This is a genomic window from Pseudomonas sp. 86_A, assembly GCF_017491705.1.
Classification (GTDB): Bacteria; Pseudomonadota; Gammaproteobacteria; order Pseudomonadales; family Pseudomonadaceae; genus Aquipseudomonas; species Aquipseudomonas koreensis.
This window is the reverse complement of record NZ_JAFGYS010000002.1, coordinates 98,554-117,420: the sequence shown is the minus strand read 5'-3', so window position 1 is coordinate 117,420 and position 18,867 is coordinate 98,554. Positions and strand designations below refer to the sequence as shown.

The following is an 18,867-nucleotide window of genomic DNA, read 5'->3' as shown; positions in this document are numbered from 1 at the left end:
CAGATCCCTCAGAACTGGAAGTAAAGGAACGGCGAGAAGCTTTGCGCCGAGAGTTTGAGAATCGAGGCGATGAACAGCAGCAGGATCAGGCCGCGCATCACGTAACGCGACCAGTCCGCGGTCCAGTAGGCCGGTTGCACCTGGGCTTCGAGGCCGACGGTGTAGCCAGGCTCGTGGATGCTCGCCGGGTTTTCGCCAGGCGCGGCTTTGATCATTCCCGGGGTCGCAGTGGCAGGGCCGTTGGCCTCGACGTTGACTTCGGGTTTGCTTTTGGCCGGCGGCTGGTTGGTGTACAGATCACGCAGGCCGAAGAACGCCAACGTTGCATACGCCACCACCAGGGTTGCCACTTGCAGACCGGTGAGGCTGGCGCGGTTGAGTTCCGACAGCGACCAGTCGCTGAAGCTGAACATTGCGCCGTACATGCGACCGGCGACGTGCAGGTTTTCGGCACGGAAAATTACCCAGCCCATGACCACCAGCAGGAAGGTCAGCGCCCAGCGGATCGGGTTGAGGCTGCGCGGCGAGGTGTTGATGCCGAGCATTTTTTCGATCGCCAGCCACATGCCGTGCCAGGCGCCCCAGACGATGTAAGTGATGTTCGCACCGTGCCACAGACCGCCGAGGAGCATGGTCAGGAACAGGTTGCGATAGGTCATCAGCGTGCCTTTGCGGTTACCGCCGAGGGTGATGTACAGGTAGTCACGCAGCCAGGTCGACAGGCTGATGTGCCAGCGGCGCCAGAACTCGGTGATCGACTGGCTGATGTACGGCTGCTTGAAGTTTTCCATGAAGCGGAAACCCATCATCAAGCCCAGACCGATGGCCATGTCGCTGTAACCGGAGAAGTCGAAATACAGCTGCGCGGTGTAGGCCAGTGCACCGAGCCAGGCATCACCCGTGGTCGGGTTTTGCAGGGCGAAGCAGTGATCGGCGACCACCGCGAGGGTGTCGGCGATGAAGACCTTCTTGATGAAACCCTGCATGAACCGCGTGCAACCTTCGGAGAACTTGTCGAGGGTGTGGGTGCGGTTGTTGAACTGGTCGGCGAGGTCGCGGAAACGCAGAACCGGGCCGGCAATCAGGTGCGGGAAGATCGCCACGAACGCCGCGAAGTCGATCAGGTTACGGGTGGCCGGGGTGTCGCCGCGATAGACGTCGATGATGTAGCTGATCGACTCGAAAATGTAGAACGAGATGCCGATCGGCAACAGCACGTGCGTCAGGATGAACGGCTCCAGACCGAACGAGGTCATGATCGCGTTGATGCTGTCCACACCGAAGTTGGCGTACTTGAAGTAGCCGAGGATGCACAGGTCGACCGCCACACCGAGCAGCAGCCAGCGCTGGGCCGGTTTGGTGCGCACGCCGGCGGCACCGACTTTCAGGCCGATCCAGTAGTTCCACAGGGTGACACCGGCGAACAGCGCCAGGAAGTCCACCCGCCACCAGGCGTAGAACACGTAGCTGGCGATCAGCAGCAGCAGGTTGCGATAGCGTTGCCCGCTCAAGTAGTACAAGCCGAGAAAGATCGGCAAGAACAGAAACAGGAACACGTTGGATGAAAATACCATCCCGATCTCTCCATGTTTGAACCAACAGTCAAGGGCCAAAGCCCCCCCAAACCCCCCACGAAAAACGGGTGGTTGTATTGCATGCTGCGCACTTGCCTGTGGCGAGGGAGCTTGCTCCCGCTGGGGTGCGAAGCGCCCCTGAAAACCTGATCACACGGTGGGTCAGTCAATCCGTGTTCACGGGGTTACGACTGCTTCGCAGCCGAGCGGGAGCAAGCTCCCTCGCCACAGGGGAATATCGTCAGCCTTACGAACCTTTATTGCCCTTCTCATGCGCCGGGTCATAGACCTTGGTCAGGTCGCCACCGAGGCGGAAGGTCTTGAACGGCTGCATGCCGCGCTTCTTCTCGATGACATCCGGCGGGCAGGTGTAGAGCGTGCAGAACGGTTCGAGCCAGGAGAATTTCATGTCCTCTTTGAGGTCGGTCATGTCCTGTTCTTTGCCGTTCTTCTTCTCGAATGCATCCGGGTCTTTCACCCCGGCCAGAACCCGATCACCCAGGCGCTTCAGCGCGCTGTTGTTTTCCTGACGCAGATCGACACCGTTGACCTGGGCGAAGCTGGCGATCATCGCCAGCGGCGGCAGGGCGTAGTTGTGGTAGGCGAGGGCGCGTTGCTGACGCTTGAGCTCGTTGGGCAGGAAACCGTCGGCGTCGACTTGATTGACCCCGACCTTGTATTCCTTCACGGCCCAGTCGAACAGGTCGCGACGGTTGGTCGCGACCGACGTTGCCATCACCGACCAGGCAGCCCAGTAGGAGTGGTTGTTGGTTTTTTCCAGCGGTAGGTTGTCCCAGTCGCTGACCACCTGATCGGCCATCTTGCTGAACCACGCCTCGATCTGCTGCGCCTCTTGCTGATGCGCCGCCAGCGGATGCGAGTCGGAGAATTTCAGGCGAATGTAGGACGAGGCCATGCTGCCCAGCGCCCATTTGCGCATCGACTTGCCGGTGTGGTTGAAGTCTTTCGACATCAGCGCGTCGGCCTTGGCCCACGCGGTCAACCAGTTGAGCGTGCAGTCGAGCTGCTCCGGGCGACCGTCGCGCATGAACTGCATCACCCGTTTAGCGGTGCCGCGTTCCAGGGTGGTGATGTCTTTGGTGGTGTCGCGGAAGGCTTTTTCCGACTGCACGTTCAGCGTCGCGCGGGCCTTGTCCGAACCTTCGTATTTGCTGCGAAACTGCAGCGGCCCGGTGTACGGCGCCGGCATCGCGTCGCAGCCTTCGCTCTTGTCGCCGGTCTTGAATTTATCCACCGGGGCGAAGTAGCCCTGTGGTGGACGCAGTGGCGCGGCGGCCTGCGTGGCGCCGGCGAACATCGCCAGGCTCAACAGGGTGGGCGCCAATAAAGATTTCAATTTCGGATTTCGCATAGCAGACCTCATTGCCCGACCTGAGCGGTTTGTGGCCCAGCGCCCGGGAATACGTTGCGTTTGCAGATTTTCGCTTCGACTTTTTGTGGCGCGGTGCCCGCTTCCGGGCCCTGGACTTCGACTGCCAGCAGGTTTTGCGAGGCCCAGTCTTCGTCCGTGCGCAACTCAAAGGCGAAACGACCGTCGGTGTCGGAGGTTTCCGGTTTCTCGATCTTGATGTCCTCGTGGCGACCGTTCATGTACCAGAGGGTGGCTTGCAGGGTTTTCACCGAAGGGTCGGCGAAGCGGATGTCGACCTGATGGCTGCTGTTCTGCAGGTTCAGGTTTTTGCTGTTGACCAGCAGTTCCTGTTTGCCGCCAGGCTTGAGCGTGGTGCTGGCGGACATTTGCGTGTCTTTGCCTTCGCAGCCGTTATCGAGCAGCGACATCATCTGGCGGTAGATGGTCTCCTGGTCGAGGCGGTACAGCGGCGAGAATTCCCAGATGAGAATCTTCGGTGGCGTTTTCTGGAATTCGTCGCTGCCCAGGTACTGCAGCATCGAACCTTCCAGACCACCGCCGGGGAACGCGACATTGAGAATGTCGGCGCCAATGGCTTCTTCGAGGAAGCCGGCGAAGTTGTAGTTCTTGCCGCTGTGCGAGGTCCCGACGAGGGTAATTTGCGGGTTGCCGGAATCGCCGAACAGGTCGCCGTCACCGGCTTCGCCTTTCGGCTCGGTGGTGAACTGGTCCATGTACTGGATTGCGTAACTGGTGCCGCACAGTTGTCCGGCCATGTTGTGCAGGGTGCCGGTCTTGCCCATGCGTCCGGTGCGCTTGGTTTCGAATTCACGCTTGGGAATGTCGGCGAAGGCCGGGATCTGCTTGACCTTCTCGGCGACGATTTTCGCCGTGCGCTGGGCGCCGTACGGGGTCCAGTGCTGGTCGCCGCGGAAGTAGAAATCGTGCGCGGGCAGGGTGTCCGGCAGCGATTCGTTGGTCAGCGGCGACAGGTCCGGCACCACGTAACCCATCTTGGCGAAACGGCCGAGCATGGTCTTGTAGTTGCCCAGCGCTTTCTCGTAATCGAACGCGGCTTTTTCGGCCGGGTTGAGCTTGTTGCGGTTCACCAGGCCACGGGTCGGCTGATAAACGATCACCAGCTCGACGCCTTTGGCCTTGAACGCATCGTGCAGCTGTTGCAGGCGTTTGTAGCCGGCCGGCGTGGTGTTGAACTCGGTGCGCAAATCTTCCTGGGTGCGGAACAGCCAGTCGCCCTGCGCCTGCACCAGGGTGGTGAAGTTCTGCTGATAGCGCGTGGTGTAGTTCTTCGCGTCATGCGCGGCCGGGCACAGGTTGCAGCACGGTTCGGCGCTGAACTTCGGCGGGGTGGCGGCGGCGCCTTCATCGGCGCGGGCGCCGTTGCTGGCCGCGAGAATGCCCACGGTCAGGGCCGACAGGCTGAGTAATCTGATCAAGTGTGGGTGCATAAAATTATCCTCAGTCCTGCAGTTCGGTCTGGCGTTCGACAGGGTCGATCAGCACGGCTTTCTGCTGGCGCACCAGCAGGTCGAGAATTTCATCCTGGCGCTCGCCGAGGATGCCGTTGAAGCTGATGCCGCTGGATTTGGTCGGCGCCAGCATCGACACGCGATACAACTCGACACTCAAGGGCGAATCGATCGACAGCGGGCCGCTGCCGTTGGCCGCCAGTTCACCGCCGACGACGATCAACGAGACCTGGGCGTCGAACGGGTCAAGCTTGATGTCACGGTCGGTGTCGGTCAGGTCTTTGATGTGGCCGTAGACGCCGGTCAAACCGTTGGCCATGGCGACGTTTTCGTAGAGGCGGATGTTCACGCTGTTACGAATGCGGATGCCGTGGCGCTTGTTGCTGATGACCTTGTTGCCCCACAGCAGGTTGTCGGCAGACTCGTAGAGGGTGATGCCGTCGGTGTGGTTCTTGTAGATCTCGTTGTAGGCAATGATGTTGTTGACGCTGTTACGGTCGATCACCAGGCCCGAGAGGTGGTTGTCGAAGCTCTTGTTGTTGAAGATGAAGCTGTCGTTGACCTCACGGGAAATAATGATCCCGTGCTTCTTCTTCGTACCGTGGACGGTGTTCTCGGCAATGATCAGACCGTGGGAACGGTCATGCGGGTCGATGCCGTAGACGATGTTGTCCTTGTAGGTGTTGCCCTTGACCACGAAGTCGCGGGTCTCGTAGCAATAGAAGCCGTACCACATGTCGGAGAACTCGGAGCCGACGATCCAGCCGGTCGGCTCGGGACGCTTGAGGACCTTGGCCATGTTTGGCGTGTACTGGGAAATACTCACCCCGTACGACTTACTGTTGGCGTAGCCGAAGCTGGCCATCTTGCTGTTGACGATGTAGGTCTCGGTGCCCCCCCAGGCCAGCAGGAACGGCCGGAATTCCTTCGGCGAACGGAAGGTTGCCGGGCCATTGTCCTTCTCGCGCCAGCCGGTGACCTTGGTGTCACGCACGAACAACTGTCCGTCGTTGACCAGGAACGAACCGGCCTCTTGCGACAGACGCAACTCCTGGGTCTGGCCGTCGATTTCGAGGATGCCTTTGCGGCCGACCACGATCGGCAGCTTCGCCAGGTACACGCCCGGCGAGGTTTCGCTGAAGTACTGCTTGGGCAGTTTCTGCGCCAGATCCTTGAGGTTCATATAGCCGTCGTCAACGAAGATCGCCTGCGGGATGCCGTGCTGACGCACCACCCATTCGGCCATCTTGTTATCGCCGCCGATGAAGTCCTTCAGGGCGTCTTCCTGCATCATCCGGCGCACGCTGATCTTGCCCGCTTTACTGCGGTTGATCTTCGCGGCGGCGGCCTCGGCGGTGAAGCCGGACAGGTCAGGCAGTTTCGGCTTGGCCAGTTCCAGCGCCTCGGTCGGCGCGCTGCTGACGGTGTAGGTCTTGGCTTGTTGCAGCTCTTTGGCGGTGGTCACCGGTTTGCCCTGTTGAGGCACAGCCGGCTCCACCGTGGCGAAGGCGCCAGCGGAGGCCAGCAGCATGGCGCCGGCCAACAGGCTGAGCGAGCCTTTCCTTGCATGGTGCATGTCGGGCACTCCCTTGGCGGTTTGCATCAGAAGCGCCAGATCACGTCGATGAACGCGCGGTGCATGTACGAATCAACCTGGCTGCCATAGGCATCACCCGGCTTGAACACGCCGCCACGGAAGCGCACCAGCGCCGAAGGCTCGTCGATCGACTGGCTCAACGCCGCCGGCAACAGGCCTTGCTTGAAGTATTTGGTGACCACCAGGTCCATCTCCTGCCCCAGGTCCTTGTTGCCATCCTGCAGCGGCAGCGAGGTGCTGGAGAGGATCGCGCCAGTAACGTCGTCGGTGTTGTTTTCCACGGCGTTGATGCCGTTGCTGCCCACCGGCTTGTTGCCGTCCACGCGCCAGAACTTGTGGTAGATCAGGCTGGCGTCGTACTGGTCGTTGAGCATCCACGAACCGAACAGGGTGGCGGTCTGCATGTTGCTCATCTCGCCACGGAACGCTTCGCCAAAACGGTGCACTCGCGAGCGCGTACCGGTGTAGTTGGAGCGGTTGCTCTCCAGACCGTTCTGTTGGTAATCGGCGCTGGCGCGGGCATACGCCGCACCGACCTGCCACTGCGGATCGAGGCGCAGGCGCACGCCGAGGTCGGTGGCCCAGCCGTTGATGTCGTCGCTGCGCTTGGCTTGTGCCGGGGCGCTGCCGTCTGAGTTCAGCGGGTTGACCGAGTCGCGGTCGCCGCTCATGCCGGTGATGCTGCCCCAGTAGTTGACGGTGTTGGTGTTGCGCCAGTTGTAGGCGTCGCTGTCGGCGGTCAGGCCGAGCCAGCTGATGTCACCGTTCTGGGTCTTGTCGAGCGAGTCGCGGGGCACACCCGGTTCGGCGTAATCGAGTTTGCCGTCATCGTGGGTGTGGTGGCCGCGAATGCCGACCCATTGCCCCGGCGTCCATTGGTAAGCGGCGTCGGCGTAGGCGTGCAGGCGATCCTTGTCTTTCGGCGCCAGCTCTTTGAGGTCGGTGCGGTATTCGCTGAAGCGTTCGGCCACACCGACGTTGGCGCGCAACAGGGTGGTGTCGAAGGTCCAGTTCAGCGCTTCGATGTTGGTGTCGCGCCACTGGCCGTCGTCGTTGCGCAGACGCTGGCGACCGAACTTGAGCATCTCGCCCGGGTAAGGCGTGAGGCCGCTGTAGCCGACCCAGAACTCGCGCATCGCCAGGTAGTTTTTCTTGGTCTTGCGATCACCGTTGTCGGTGGTCTGGGTGCCGTCGGTGTCGGACTGCTGCAGGGTGTCGGTCTCGATGATGTCGGTCGAGGTCACGGCCTGGCCCATGGCGTAGGCGCTCCACGCGCCGCTTTCGCCGTAGACCCACGGACGCAGGTCCAGGCCCACACCGTTGACGTCGCCACCGGGGGCGGTGCCGAGGTCGCGGTCGTCTTCGGACTGGCCGGTGATTTTCACTTCCAGGCCGAAGTTTTTGCTTTCAGTCATCGCGGCCAGTGTCGGGCAAGACCAGATCAGCGCGAAGGTGAGGCCAATGCCGGCCTTCACAAAGGGATTCAACTTCATAGGGATTCCTCGCCGTCTTCTTCTTGCAGGGCGTGCAGTTGCAGCGTGTTCTGGTTCAGGGCGCCACGGCTGGCCTGTTCCTGTTGCAGCAGGCGCTGGGCTTCGGCCAGACGCTCGGGCGGCAATTGCGCTGCGAGGGTGGTCGCCAGTTCATCGGCTTGCGGGGTGTTCTGCGCCTTGGCCAACTGGCTGAACACGTAGGCGTTGAGCGGGTCGGGCTGGGTGCCCTTGCCTTGGGAAAACAGTTGGGCAATGGCGAAATCGGCGCTGTTCTGGCCGTTGCGCGCGGCGGTCAGCAGATGGTCGAGCGCTTTCTGCGGATAGACCTTGCCCAGGTAACCACGGCGGTAGATCTGGCCGAGGTAGTAGTCGGCGGCGACTTCGCGGCCAACGGCTTTCTGGAAGTGTTCTTCGGCGACTTTCGCGTCGGCCGGGACCAGTTTGCCTTCGTAGTAGAGCTTGCCCAGCAACAGTTCGGCGCGCGGCTGATCGGCGGCGCGGCCATTGTCCAGGTACTGCATCATCTGATCGACGTCACCCAGTTCCGGGAAGTCGTAGAGCAGTTGCGCGAGGGTCACCCACGACGCCGGGTAGCCCGGGGCGATCGGTTCAAGCAGCGCTTGCGCGGTCTTCTCGTCGGTCTTGCCCAGGGTCGCATCGGCCAGCACGCGGGCCACCGAATCGACGCGCTGCGCGCTGACCGTGCCACGGCTGTAACCGGCCTGCATCTGCTTGATCAGCTCGGCCTGTTGCTCCGGCTGGGCACGTTTCTGATAGACCGTGGCCAGTTCGACGTAGCAGATGTCGGTGCTGTTGAGCGCGGCTTTGCAGATCTTTTCCACGTCATCCAGATGCTGGTCGTAAGTGCCCTGGGTGCGATACAGCAGCACCTGCGCCAGACCCGCTTCCGGGTAACCGGATTTGCGCCACTGATCGATCTGCTGCTGGGCGTTGATGTTGGGGAAGCTGTGCGGGTATTGCAGGTACAGCATCGCCAGCGGGATCAACGTATTGCCTTCGCCATGGGCGGCGGCCTTTTTCAGCAGGCTTTCGGCTTCGTGATGCTCAGCCTCGGTGGAACCCGGCTTGGCCACCAGCAGGCGCCCGAGACGGGCCTGGGCCCGTGGCGAAACATCGGCGGCAGCGCGGTAGGTCGCCTCGGCCTGCTTGATCTGCTCGGGGTCGCGGCTGTCGACCTGGATATCGGCGAGGCCGACTTGCGCTTCGCTGTAACCCAGGTCCGCCAGCGCCCGGTAGTTCTGCGCGGCGGTGGCGGTGTCGCCACGCTTGAGCGCTTCGTTGGCCAGACGCTGGTCGGGCAGGCCGGCGCAACCGGCCAGACTAACTGCCAATGCCAAGGCACACACTGTTCCCATGTAGGAGTGAGCCTGCTCGCGATTCAGGCAACTCGGTACATCAGACAAACCGCGGCGCTCCCATCGCGAGCAGGCTCGCTCCCACAGGGTCGGCGGTGTGTTGAAGATATGAGTAGTCACAGGCATGTCCTCGACTTAAAGACCGGCAGCCGTGGCTTTGTCGATCAGCCAGTTCAGGTTCGGGCCACGGTCGCTGTTCACTTCCACCGGGCGGCCGGCGAAGCGGCTGTCCAGCGGCTCGTCCGGCTGGATCTGTACGCGGATGTCGGAGGACAGGTCGGCGCTTTTCAGGCTGGTGCTGCTGACGACCTTGCCGGTGCGGGTCTGGTCTTCGCCGGCGATCTGGAAGCTGACGGGTGTGCCTGGACGCACGTCGCCGAACTGGCGATAGGAGAAGCGTGCATCGACGGTGGCCTGGGTGTTGCGCGGTACCAGGGTGAAGATCACGTCGCCCTTGCTCGCGTACTGCCCGTCCGCCACCAGTTGCTGGGCCACGGTGCAATCGCAAGGGGAGGTCAGGGTGCCGGTCATCTGTTTGCCGAACAGTTCTTCAACCTTGGCCGGCGACAGTTGATCTTCGTCCAGATGACCCTTGAGCACATCGAGCATGCTGGTGCTGAAGGTCGCCAGCGGGGCGCCTTTGGCCGCCACGCCGTCGGACTTGACCAGGCTCTGCACGGTGCCGTCGCGCGGCATGGTGATGTTCATCCCCGGTACGCTGACCAGACCGGCCTGCGCGTGGCTGACGAAGTACATGCCGTATACCGATTTGGCGACAAACCCGAAGGCCAGCAAGCCGACGGCGAAAATCCCGGCACTGAAGGTCACCGCTTTCAGACGCCCGAACGGGGTCATGCCGCTGCCGCCGTCCTTGACCTTGCGCGCCTTGGTGAAGTTGTCGCGCTGCAGGGTCGCCAGCACTTCACCCATGCTGACGATGTCGCCGGCCAGGTGCGAGGTGATCAGGTGACGCAGGGTCGAGATGTCCTGTGGCTCCAGGTTCTGGAACTGGCAACCGGCGCGGCCGGTCTGGCGGTCGTAGGAGCGCACTTGCAGCTCGACGTCCATGGCCAGGCCGAGGTTGTCGATCACGAACTGCAGGCGTGCCTTGTACACCTCGCCGAGGGTCAGCGGCATCTGCCCGGCGTTGAACGCCAGGCCGCCGGCGGACAGGTCCAGGACCCGGGCTTCGACTGGCGTCCGGTCAGGGCCGAAGAAGCGCAGTTTGGCCGGGATTTTCACGCGGGCGTGTTGGCGCTGGGCTTCGGATTCATGCACTACGTTGGCGTTGACGGCGGTATTCATAGGGGCGATTTCCTTGTTAATTCAATAGGGGCGGGTCAGACCATCATCAGCAGCACGGCGACGAAAATGCTGCCGGCGGAGAAGGTCATGGTCCGAGACGACCAGGTGTTGAACCAACGTTGAAAGCTGGCGAGATCACGGGTCAGGGAAGTGGGTTGGCGAGTCCAGGATTGTTGGTCGAGGCGGAAGAACACGTAGATCTTCACCAGCGCACCGACGATCTGGTTGTAATAGAGGATCACCGGGTAAGCCGGGCCGATCCGGTGACCGGAGCACGACAGCAGCAGGGTCAGAATCAGCCGGGTGATGCCGATCCACAGCAGGTAGGCGAGGATGAACGCGCCGCCGTACTTGAAGCTGGCGATGATGGCCACGGTCAGGCCCAGCAAGGACGTCCACATCGATACGCGCTGGTCGAACAGCACCACCGAGGTGAAGGCGCCGAGGCGTTTCACACCCAGGCCCAGCGCTCGCGAGTTCTGGCGCAGGTTGTTGCCGTACCAGCGGAACATCAGTTTGCGGCTGGCCTTGATGAAGCTCTTTTCCGGCGGGTGTTCAACGGTGTTGATCGCCGCGTCCGGCACGTAAAAGGTGTCGTAACCCAGGCGCATCAGGCTGAACCAGCTCGACTTGTCGTCGCCGGTGAGGAACTTGAAACGGCCCAGGCGCCAGTGTTGCAGCGAGTCGCTTTCGACGTCGGCGATGAATTCCGGGTCTGTCACCACGGTGGCACGGAACACCGACATACGACCGGTCATGGTCAGTACGCGCTTGGACAGGGCCATCGAGCACATGTTGATGTGGCGCTGGGCGAAACGCAGCTTGTGCCATTCGCTCATGATGTAGCCGCCGCGCACTTCGCAGAACTCGTTGGTGGTCAGGCCGCCGACGTTGCCGAACAGCTGGAACCACGGCACGGTCTTGCGCACGGTGCCTTCGCCGAGCACGGTGTCGCCGTCGATCACGGCGACCACCGCGCGGTCGTCCGGCAGGTGACGGGAGATCGCCCGGAAACCATAAGCCAGGCCATCGCGCTTGCCGGTGCCGGGAATGCGCACGAAGTCGAGCTTGACCCGGTCTGGCGGATTCATCCGCGCCCACAGCGCCTTGACCAGCAGCTCATCGGACATTTCGACGATCGAGCAGACCACGGTGGTCGGCAGTTCGCAGTCGATGGCTTCGCGGATCACCGAGCTGTAGACCTGCGCCGTAGTCAGCGCGTCGATACGGAAACTGGTGACCATCAGAAACACATGCGACGGGTCCGCCGCTTTACCCAGCTTGCGCACTTTGCGGCGCAGATGCGGGTAGACGATGTAGAGAAAAATCATGCCGCGCACAAAGTGCGTAGCACCCATCGAATAGCGCCAGATACCCACGGCGCCAATCAGGAAAATGAAGTCCTTCGACTCGGAGTCGAATGTGGACGTGGGCAGCATCAAGGCCAGGCCCATCAACAAACTGAGGTAAAACAGCCAACCGGCGGCCTGAAGTAGGCCGTGCTTTAGCCTGTGCATAATCTGCATCCGTCTCGATCTCGGGCCGGGCCCGATGGGGTTAAGGCAGGCTTACAAAAACTTGCAAGGACATGTAGGAGCTGCCGAAGGCTGCGATCTTTTGATCTTTCGCTTGGGATTTTGGTGTTCCCGAAAAGATCGCAGCCTCGTTTCACTCGACAGCTCCTACAGGGCTGCTTTACCAGCAAATGCCTTCGGTGCGCGTACCGGCGTTGGTGGCTTTGGCCATGAAGCCGACCAGGTCGATGACCTGTTTGCCTTGCGGTGCTTCCTGGGCCAGCGAGCGGAATTTCTCGTCGCGGTTGCCGAGGATGATCACGTCGGAGTTATTGATCACCGAATCGAAGTCCGAGTTGAGCAGGGACGACACGTGCGGAATCTTTGACTCGATGTAGTCCTTGTTCGCGCCGTGGACACGGGCGTACTCGACGTTGCTGTCGTAGATGCTCAGGTCGTAGCCCTTGCCGATCAGCATTTCGGCCAGTTCCACCAGCGGGCTTTCGCGCAGGTCATCGGTACCGGCCTTGAAGCTCAGACCGAGCAGGGCGACTTTGCGTTTGTCGTGGCTTTCAACGATGTCGAAGGCGTTCTGCACTTGCGATTCGTTACTGCGCATCAGCGAGTTGAGCAGCGGTGCTTCGACGTCCAGCGAACCGGCACGGTAGGTCAGGGCGCGCACGTCTTTGGGCAGGCACGAACCGCCGAAGGCGAAGCCCGGGCGCATGTAGTACTGGGACAGGTTGAGGGTCTTGTCCTGGCAGACCACGTCCATCACTTCACGGCCATCGACGCCGACCGCTTTGGCGATGTTGCCGATCTCGTTGGCGAAGGTCACTTTGGTCGCGTGCCAGACGTTGCAGGTGTACTTGATCATCTCGGCGACGGCGATGTCCTTGCGGATGATCGGTGCGTCGAGCTCTTCGTACAGCGATTGCAGAACGTCGCCCGAAGCCTTGTCGAACTCGCCGATGACGGTCATCGGTGGCAGGTCGTAGTCCTTGATCGCGGTGGACTCGCGCAGGAATTCCGGGTTGACCGCGACGCCGAAGTCGACGCCGGCCTTCTTGCCCGAGCAGTCTTCGAGGATTGGGATCACCACGTTGGCGACGGTGCCCGGCAGCACGGTGCTGCGGACCACGATGGTGTGGCGGGTGGTTTTTTCACGCAGCACGAAACCGATCTCGCGGCACACGGCCTCGATGTAGTTCAGTTCCAGGTCGCCGTTCTTCTTGCTCGGTGTACCGACGCAGATCATCGACAGGTCGGTGTCACGAATCGCCTCGGCGAAGTTGGTGGTACCGCGCAGACGACCGGTCTCGATACCCTGGGCCAGAAGTTCGCCCAGACCTGGTTCAACAATCGGCGACTTGCCGGCGTTGATCATGTCGATCTTGTCTTTGGCAACATCGACGCCAATCACGTCATGGCCCCGTGCAGACAGGCAACCGGCACACACTGCGCCAACGTAACCCAAACCAAATATGCTGATGCGCATCGCAATTACCTCTGTGTTTTATCAGGCCATTAGATGGCCGGAGTTAATGGTGTTCAGCGGTCATAGTGCACTCGAAAGTGCGGCAAACAGGCGCCACAATGCCGTGTGCAGGCATACTAAGTTCCGAGTGTCTAAATAAGTGCACTCAAGATGTGCGCAACTAGGCCTGATTGTTATTGCTTGCCCTGTTATGCAGCCGATCATCTTGTAGAAAGACTCTTGTGCATGTGTTCAGTCCACCTGATGTCGGGCGAAAAGCCCGTAGATCAAGCGGTTGGGTGCTCAGGCGAGCACGTTTACAGGGGCGCAGCCTCGGCCTTGTAGAGGATGTTTCTGGTGCGTATCACCTATCCATCGCTAGTTCATCAGATGAGTGAACCATCTAGGCAAGTTGCTGTGACAACTTGGTTACATGGTTCTCCGCTCTGCGTAAGTTATCTCGTACAAACTCGGTGAGAATCGTTACCGGTGGTATGAGCTATGCATTTGGACATAGTTCCTACCCACTCATCGCGAAATCTGAAATTTTTTGAAATATTGCCAAAGATGGCACTGGTCTCAATTTGATAGCACTTTCGATTTGGGCCTTTATTAATCGGTGCGTAATCGAGCTAGATAGTTTTGTGCCACTACCGTAAAAAATTTTACGTGCCACTACTGAAAAAAAGTGCGGCTGTCGAGTGAAACTAAAATTAGAATTGGGGAGGTCGGTTTTATGGCGCCAATAAATCGGCGAAATGTAGCGGGGGATTTTTGACGTCGTGCGAGCTGCACGACTCTTTATAGAAAGAGTCGTGCAATGGGCATGCTTTATTCAGGGGCGTGGTCGCGCAGAAACACCAGATTGTCCGGTTTGGACTGTTCGGCGCTGTAGCGATAACCCTGCACATCGAACTGTTTGAGGGCAGCCGGATCGTTGATCTGCTCCTGAATCACGAAACGGCTCATCAGGCCTCGGGCCTTCTTCGCGTAGAAGCTGATGATCTTGTACTGGCCGTTCTTCAGGTCCTTGAACTCGGTGTTGATGATCCGCGCGTTCAGTGCGTTGCGCTTGACCGCCGAAAAGTACTCGTTGGAGGCCAGGTTCAGCAGCACGTCATCGCCTTGCTCGGCGAGCGCTTCGTTGAGCCATTCGCTGATGCGCGTGCCCCAGAAGGCGTACAGGTCCTTGCCACGGGCGTTGGCCAGTTTGGTGCCCATTTCCAGGCGATAGGGTTGCATCAAGTCCAGTGGACGCAGCAGGCCATAGAGGCCGGAGAGCATGCGCAGGTGCTGTTGCGCGTAGTCGAACTGGGCCTCGCTGAACGATTGCGCGTCGAGACCGGTGTACACGTCACCTTTGAACGCGAGCAGGGCCTGCTTGGCGTTTTCCGGAGTGAAGGCGGGCGTCCAGCTGCCGAAACGAGCGGCGTTGAGGCCGCCGATCTTGTCGGACACGTGCATCAGTTCGCTGATTTGCGCCGGGCTCAGTTCGCGCAGTTGCTGGATCAGCTCCTGGGAATGGTCCAGGTATTGCGGCTGGGTGAAGCGCTGGGTCGCCGGCGGTGTTTCGTAATCGAGGGTCTTGGCGGGGGAAATCACCATCAGCATGAAGTCGTCTCCTTTAATCGTGGAGGCGATTCTAGGGGGTTGGCCGGGTTGACTCCAGCTATGAGCGTGATAGGTGATCGACGGCCTGCCGCGATCCCTGTAGGAGTGAGCCTGCTCGCGATAGCGATAGATCAGTCACCACAATGTTGAATGTCAGACCGCTATCGCGAGCAGGCTCACTCCTACAGGGGTCGGCGTTGTGGCTTATCAGCTATAGTGCCGCGCGGGTTTGGTTATGGAGACACCCCTTTGCGCATTGTTCTTTTTTTCACCGCGTGGCTGTTGAGCTGCGGTGCCATGGCGGCACCGGGTGACGCGGCGACGCTGGATCGCAGTACCTGGCCGGAGCAGCTCGGCAGCCCGACGCTGTTCGACGTCGCGTCCCGCGCGGAAATCCTCATGTTCGCCCGTGGCCTGCTCGGCACCGAGGCGCTGGACGAGGCCGCGCTGGCTCAGCGTCTGGGGCTGCGCACGGTCAATGTCGACGCGATCAACAGCCTGCGTCAGCGGTTGTGGGAACGTCTGTTGGCCAACTACAACTTCGCCCAGCAAAGCTGCGACCAGGATGCTTCGTTCTGCTTCCTCGTCGAAGACTTGCCGACCCTGCGTGAGCAGGCCGCCAAGTTCGCGGTCAGCGACGACAGCTATTACACCAAGTGGGCCGAGCCGAGCCGGCTGTTTCATTTGCAATACCTGGACGAGTTGATGCGCAAGGCGGCGCTGTCGCCGCAGACCAGCAGTGAAATCGATCGTTTTGGTGACTACGAGCGCAACGGCGACGAGATGCACGATCGGCTGTTTTTGCTGAGTTTCGACAGTGCCGCCAATCTGCAGCCGGACAACACCGACTGGATCGCCGAGTACCTGCGCAAATCCAACCTCAGCGGCACCTTCTTCCTGTTGGGCAAGGATGTGCAGACGCGGCTGGCGGATCGCTCGGTGAACAACCTGCAGTCGGCGTTCTCCAAACAGTGCGTCGGTGTCCAGGGCTGGGAATTCCGCTCTCACAGCCATTGGCAGGACTGGCAGGACTCGGTGCGCCGCAGCAGCGATCTGGTGAAGAACAAGCTGCCGGAAAACTACGTGCCGCTGTTCCGGCCGCCGGACGGGCAACGGCGCAGTGATGCCGGCAGTTTCTTGCGCAATCAGGGCCTGCAAGTGGCGCTGTGGGACATCGATGCCCAGGACGGCGCGGGCAAGCTCAAGGGCGCACCGAGCGCGCAGCGGGTGCTGACCCTGATGCTGTTGTGGCGTCACGGGGTGATCAATTTCAACATGAAACAGGATGCGGTGAAGACCGCGTTGCCGTGGCTGATCACGCAAACCGCGCAAAGCGGAATCGGTTGGGAGGATTGTCAGGACGCGTTTCGCTGATAAACGGAAAAAGCCCGGAAACATTGGGTTTGGGGCGATTTTGTTTGAGAATTCGATGCAGGCGGACTTCCGACTTTAGCGGGGTCTGAACGGTCCGCCAAGGGCTTTTCGTCACTCTGCAAAATAAACTTAAAAAAACCGTCAAAGTGCTTTTTTATGTCATGGGTTTTGGAGTATTACGAAGACAGACCGCCGAAACCTGCAACACAGGTGGCGTCTTCCAAGACCCACTTTGTGTGCAGTTCATCCGGGCCCTCGCGGATGAATTCGGCAGTCACTTCGAGGCGCAGCACCGCCCAGGTATTGCGTCGAATGGCTCCCACAAAGGTGACCGAGTATGGATGATCACGGACGTAGCCCTTCTTCCAACCAGCCAATCCTTTATGTACTCGATACCAACGTATTGATTCACGATCCAAATGCCCTGCTGAATTTCGAAGAACACCACGTCGCGATCCCGATGACCGTGCTCGAAGAGCTGGACAAGCTCAAGAGCGGGCATCACAGCGTTGCTGCCGAATGCCGCCAGGCGATCCGGCTGATCGACAAGACCCTGGGCGATGCCTCCCCCGAGGACGTCGAGCTGGGTGTGCCGATCCAGCGCGGCAAGGGCGGGCCGAAGGGCTTGCTGTCAATTCTGATGAGCAAGCAGGCCGAGTCGAACCTGATTCTGCCCGAGCACCTGAACGACAACAAAATCATCAACCAACTGATCGACCTGCACACCCGTGATCCGCAGAAGGCGGTCGTGCTGGTCACCAAAGACATCAACATGCGCCTCAAGGCGCGCGCCTGCGGGATCGCGGCCGAGGACTACAGCACCGACCAGTTGGTCGACGACGTGTCCCTGCTGCCCAACGGTTACCACAACATGACCGGTTCCTTCTGGGACCGCGTGAGCAAGGTCGAAACCCGCCAGGATCACGGCCGCACCTGGCACCAGGTGCAACTGATCGACAACCTGCCGGCGGTGCACATCAACGAGTTCATCATTGACGAACAAGGCTTCGTCGGCTGGATCAAGGAAATCCAGGAAGACAAGCTGCTGATCCTCGATCTGCATCAGGAACCGTTGCTGCACCAGGAAGCCTGGGGCCTCAAGCCACGGGACATCTATCAGAGTCTGGCGCTGTATGCGCTGCTGGATCCGGACATCCATCTGGTCAACCTGTCGGGTGCGGCCGGTTCGGGTAAAACCATTCTGGCGCTGGCCGCTGCCATCGAGCAGACCATGGTCAGCAAGCGTTATCGCCGTATCATCGCCACCCGCAGCGTGCAGGGCCTGGACCAGGAAATCGGCTTCCTGCCCGGCACCGAAGCGGAAAAAATGGAGCCTTGGCTGGGCGCCATCACCGACAACCTCGAAGCCTTGCACATGGATGACGAAAACACCCATGGCAGCGTCGACTACATCCTCAGCAAAGTGCCGTTGCAGTTCAAATCGCTCAACTACATTCGCGGTCGCAGCTTCCAGCAGAGCCTGATCCTGATCGACGAATGTCAGAACCTCACGCCGCACCAGATGAAAACCATCATCACCCGCGCCGGCGCCGGTTCCAAAGTGGTGTGCCTGGGCAACCTGGCACAGATCGACACCCCTTACCTGTCCGCGACCAGCTCCGGGCTGACCTACCTGACCGAACGCTTCAAGGACTTCCCGAACGGTGTGCACATCACCCTGCAGGGCGTGCCACGCTCGATTCTGGCCGAATACGCCGAATCGCATTTGTAACCCTTCACACAAAACCGGGCGGCCGAACAGCCGCCCGGTTTTTTATGGATAAACACAAGGCCATTGTAGGAGTGAGCCTGCTCGCGATAGCGGTGCGACATTCAGCGTGAGTGTCGACTGATACACCGCTATCGCGAGCAGGCTCACTCCTACAGGGGATTTACGGGGCAACAGTAATCTCACTCGCAGATATTTGACCCGCAGGTTTACAATCCCTGCTCCTGATCAGGAGTAATCCCGTGCTGACTCATCTCGATTCCCAAGGTCGCGCCAACATGGTCGACGTCACCGAAAAAGCCGTGACGTTCCGTGAGGCGACCGCCCAGGCGCTGGTGCGCATGCTCCCCGAAACCCTGCAGATGATCGTCAGCGGCGGCCATCCCAAGGGCGATGTGTTTGCCGTGGCGCGCATTGCCGGCATTCAGGCGGCGAAGAAAACCAGTGATCTGATCCCGCTGTGCCATCCGCTGATGCTCACCGGCGTCAAGGTCGAACTGAGTGCCGAAGGCGCTGACAGCGTGCGCATCGTCGCCCGCTGCAAGCTGTCCGGGCGGACCGGTGTCGAGATGGAAGCGCTGACCGCCGCCAGCGTCGCCGCCTTGACCATCTACGATATGTGCAAGGCCGTGGACCGCGGCATGACCATCGAAAGCGTGCGTCTGCTGGAGAAGGTCGGCGGCAAGAGCGGGCATTTCCAGGCGGAGCAGCCATGAACCTGACCGTGAAGTTTTTCGCCCGTTACCGTGAAGCGCTGGGCGTGGACTCGGTGAAGGTCGAAGGCGATTTCGCCACCGTCGATGACGTGCGCGCACTGCTGGTGCAACGTGACGGTGCCGAGGTGTTGAGCGAACAGAACCTGATGTGCGCGCGCAACGAAGACCTGTGCCAGCTCGACGAGCCGGTGAGCGATGGCGACGAAGTGGCGTTTTTCCCCACCGTGACCGGAGGCTGA

15 protein-coding genes are annotated in these 18,867 nt (G+C 60.5%); 4 read left to right on the top strand and 11 right to left on the bottom strand.

Annotated elements, in window-relative coordinates:
• Positions 1-8: 8 nt before the first annotated feature.
• From J5M57_RS03865 to yaaA, 10 genes are all read right to left on the bottom strand, one after another.
• Positions 9-1,574: an MBOAT family protein gene (locus tag J5M57_RS03865; RefSeq protein WP_207847473.1), complete on the bottom strand. Its 1,566-nt coding sequence runs from the start codon at positions 1,572-1,574 to the stop codon at positions 9-11.
• Between the two features lie 247 nt (positions 1,575-1,821).
• Positions 1,822-2,946: a mannuronate-specific alginate lyase gene (locus J5M57_RS03860; protein ID WP_207847471.1), complete on the bottom strand. Its 1,125-nt coding sequence runs from the start codon at positions 2,944-2,946 to the stop codon at positions 1,822-1,824.
• An 8-nt stretch (positions 2,947-2,954) separates the two neighbouring features.
• Positions 2,955-4,415 carry an alginate O-acetyltransferase gene (locus tag J5M57_RS03855; RefSeq protein WP_207847468.1) on the bottom strand — a complete coding sequence of 487 codons (1,461 nt, stop codon included), beginning with the start codon at positions 4,413-4,415 and terminating at the stop codon, positions 2,955-2,957.
• Between the two features lie 10 nt (positions 4,416-4,425).
• Positions 4,426-6,012, bottom strand: a complete 1,587-nt coding sequence (gene algG, locus J5M57_RS03850; RefSeq protein ID WP_064589955.1) for a mannuronan 5-epimerase AlgG — start codon at positions 6,010-6,012, stop codon at positions 4,426-4,428.
• Between the two features lie 26 nt (positions 6,013-6,038).
• A complete protein-coding gene (locus J5M57_RS03845; protein ID WP_169843159.1) occupies positions 6,039-7,526 on the bottom strand; it encodes an alginate export family protein in 1,488 nt (495 codons plus the stop codon).
• Positions 7,523-9,028 (bottom strand): alginate biosynthesis TPR repeat lipoprotein AlgK, encoded by a 1,506-nt coding sequence (gene algK, locus J5M57_RS03840; RefSeq protein WP_207847466.1) that lies wholly within the window; start codon positions 9,026-9,028, stop codon positions 7,523-7,525. The genes J5M57_RS03845 and algK overlap by 4 nt, the downstream gene beginning before the upstream one ends.
• 9 nt (positions 9,029-9,037) lie before the next feature.
• The gene (locus J5M57_RS03835) at positions 9,038-10,207 is read right to left on the bottom strand and encodes an alginate biosynthesis protein Alg44 (protein WP_064586067.1); all 1,170 of its coding nucleotides are present in this window, start codon (positions 10,205-10,207) and stop codon (positions 9,038-9,040) included.
• Positions 10,208-10,242: 35 nt separating this feature from the next.
• Positions 10,243-11,727, bottom strand: coding sequence for a mannuronan synthase (gene alg8, locus J5M57_RS03830; protein ID WP_169843210.1), 1,485 nt, complete (start codon positions 11,725-11,727; stop codon positions 10,243-10,245).
• Positions 11,728-11,902: 175 nt separating this feature from the next.
• Positions 11,903-13,219 carry a nucleotide sugar dehydrogenase gene (locus J5M57_RS03825; RefSeq protein WP_207847455.1) on the bottom strand — a complete coding sequence of 439 codons (1,317 nt, stop codon included), beginning with the start codon at positions 13,217-13,219 and terminating at the stop codon, positions 11,903-11,905.
• An 810-nt stretch (positions 13,220-14,029) separates the two neighbouring features.
• Positions 14,030-14,809, bottom strand: a complete 780-nt coding sequence (yaaA, locus tag J5M57_RS03820) for a peroxide stress protein YaaA (RefSeq protein WP_064586070.1) — start codon at positions 14,807-14,809, stop codon at positions 14,030-14,032.
• 297 nt (positions 14,810-15,106) lie between these two features.
• On the opposite strand from yaaA, the gene J5M57_RS03815 reads away from it, so the two are divergent.
• Entirely contained in the window at positions 15,107-16,183 is a 1,077-nt protein-coding gene (locus J5M57_RS03815) for a polysaccharide deacetylase family protein (RefSeq protein WP_207847825.1), read from the top strand.
• Between the two features lie 176 nt (positions 16,184-16,359).
• Here J5M57_RS03815 and J5M57_RS03810 read toward each other — a convergent pair whose 3' ends face one another.
• A complete protein-coding gene (locus tag J5M57_RS03810; protein WP_169843162.1) occupies positions 16,360-16,506 on the bottom strand; it encodes a hypothetical protein in 147 nt (48 codons plus the stop codon).
• A gap of 14 nt (positions 16,507-16,520) precedes the next feature.
• Between J5M57_RS03810 and J5M57_RS03805 the strand changes: the two genes are divergently transcribed.
• The 3 genes from J5M57_RS03805 to J5M57_RS03795 all read left to right on the top strand — a co-directional run bounded on the left by J5M57_RS03805 (position 16,521) and on the right by J5M57_RS03795 (position 18,867).
• Positions 16,521-17,915, top strand: a complete 1,395-nt coding sequence (locus J5M57_RS03805) for a PhoH family protein (RefSeq protein WP_064586072.1) — start codon at positions 16,521-16,523, stop codon at positions 17,913-17,915.
• 239 nt (positions 17,916-18,154) lie between these two features.
• Positions 18,155-18,628, top strand: a complete 474-nt coding sequence (moaC, locus tag J5M57_RS03800) for a cyclic pyranopterin monophosphate synthase MoaC (protein ID WP_207847453.1) — start codon at positions 18,155-18,157, stop codon at positions 18,626-18,628.
• Positions 18,625-18,867: a MoaD/ThiS family protein gene (locus J5M57_RS03795; protein ID WP_169843163.1), complete on the top strand. Its 243-nt coding sequence runs from the start codon at positions 18,625-18,627 to the stop codon at positions 18,865-18,867. Before moaC ends, J5M57_RS03795 begins: the two co-directional genes overlap by 4 nt.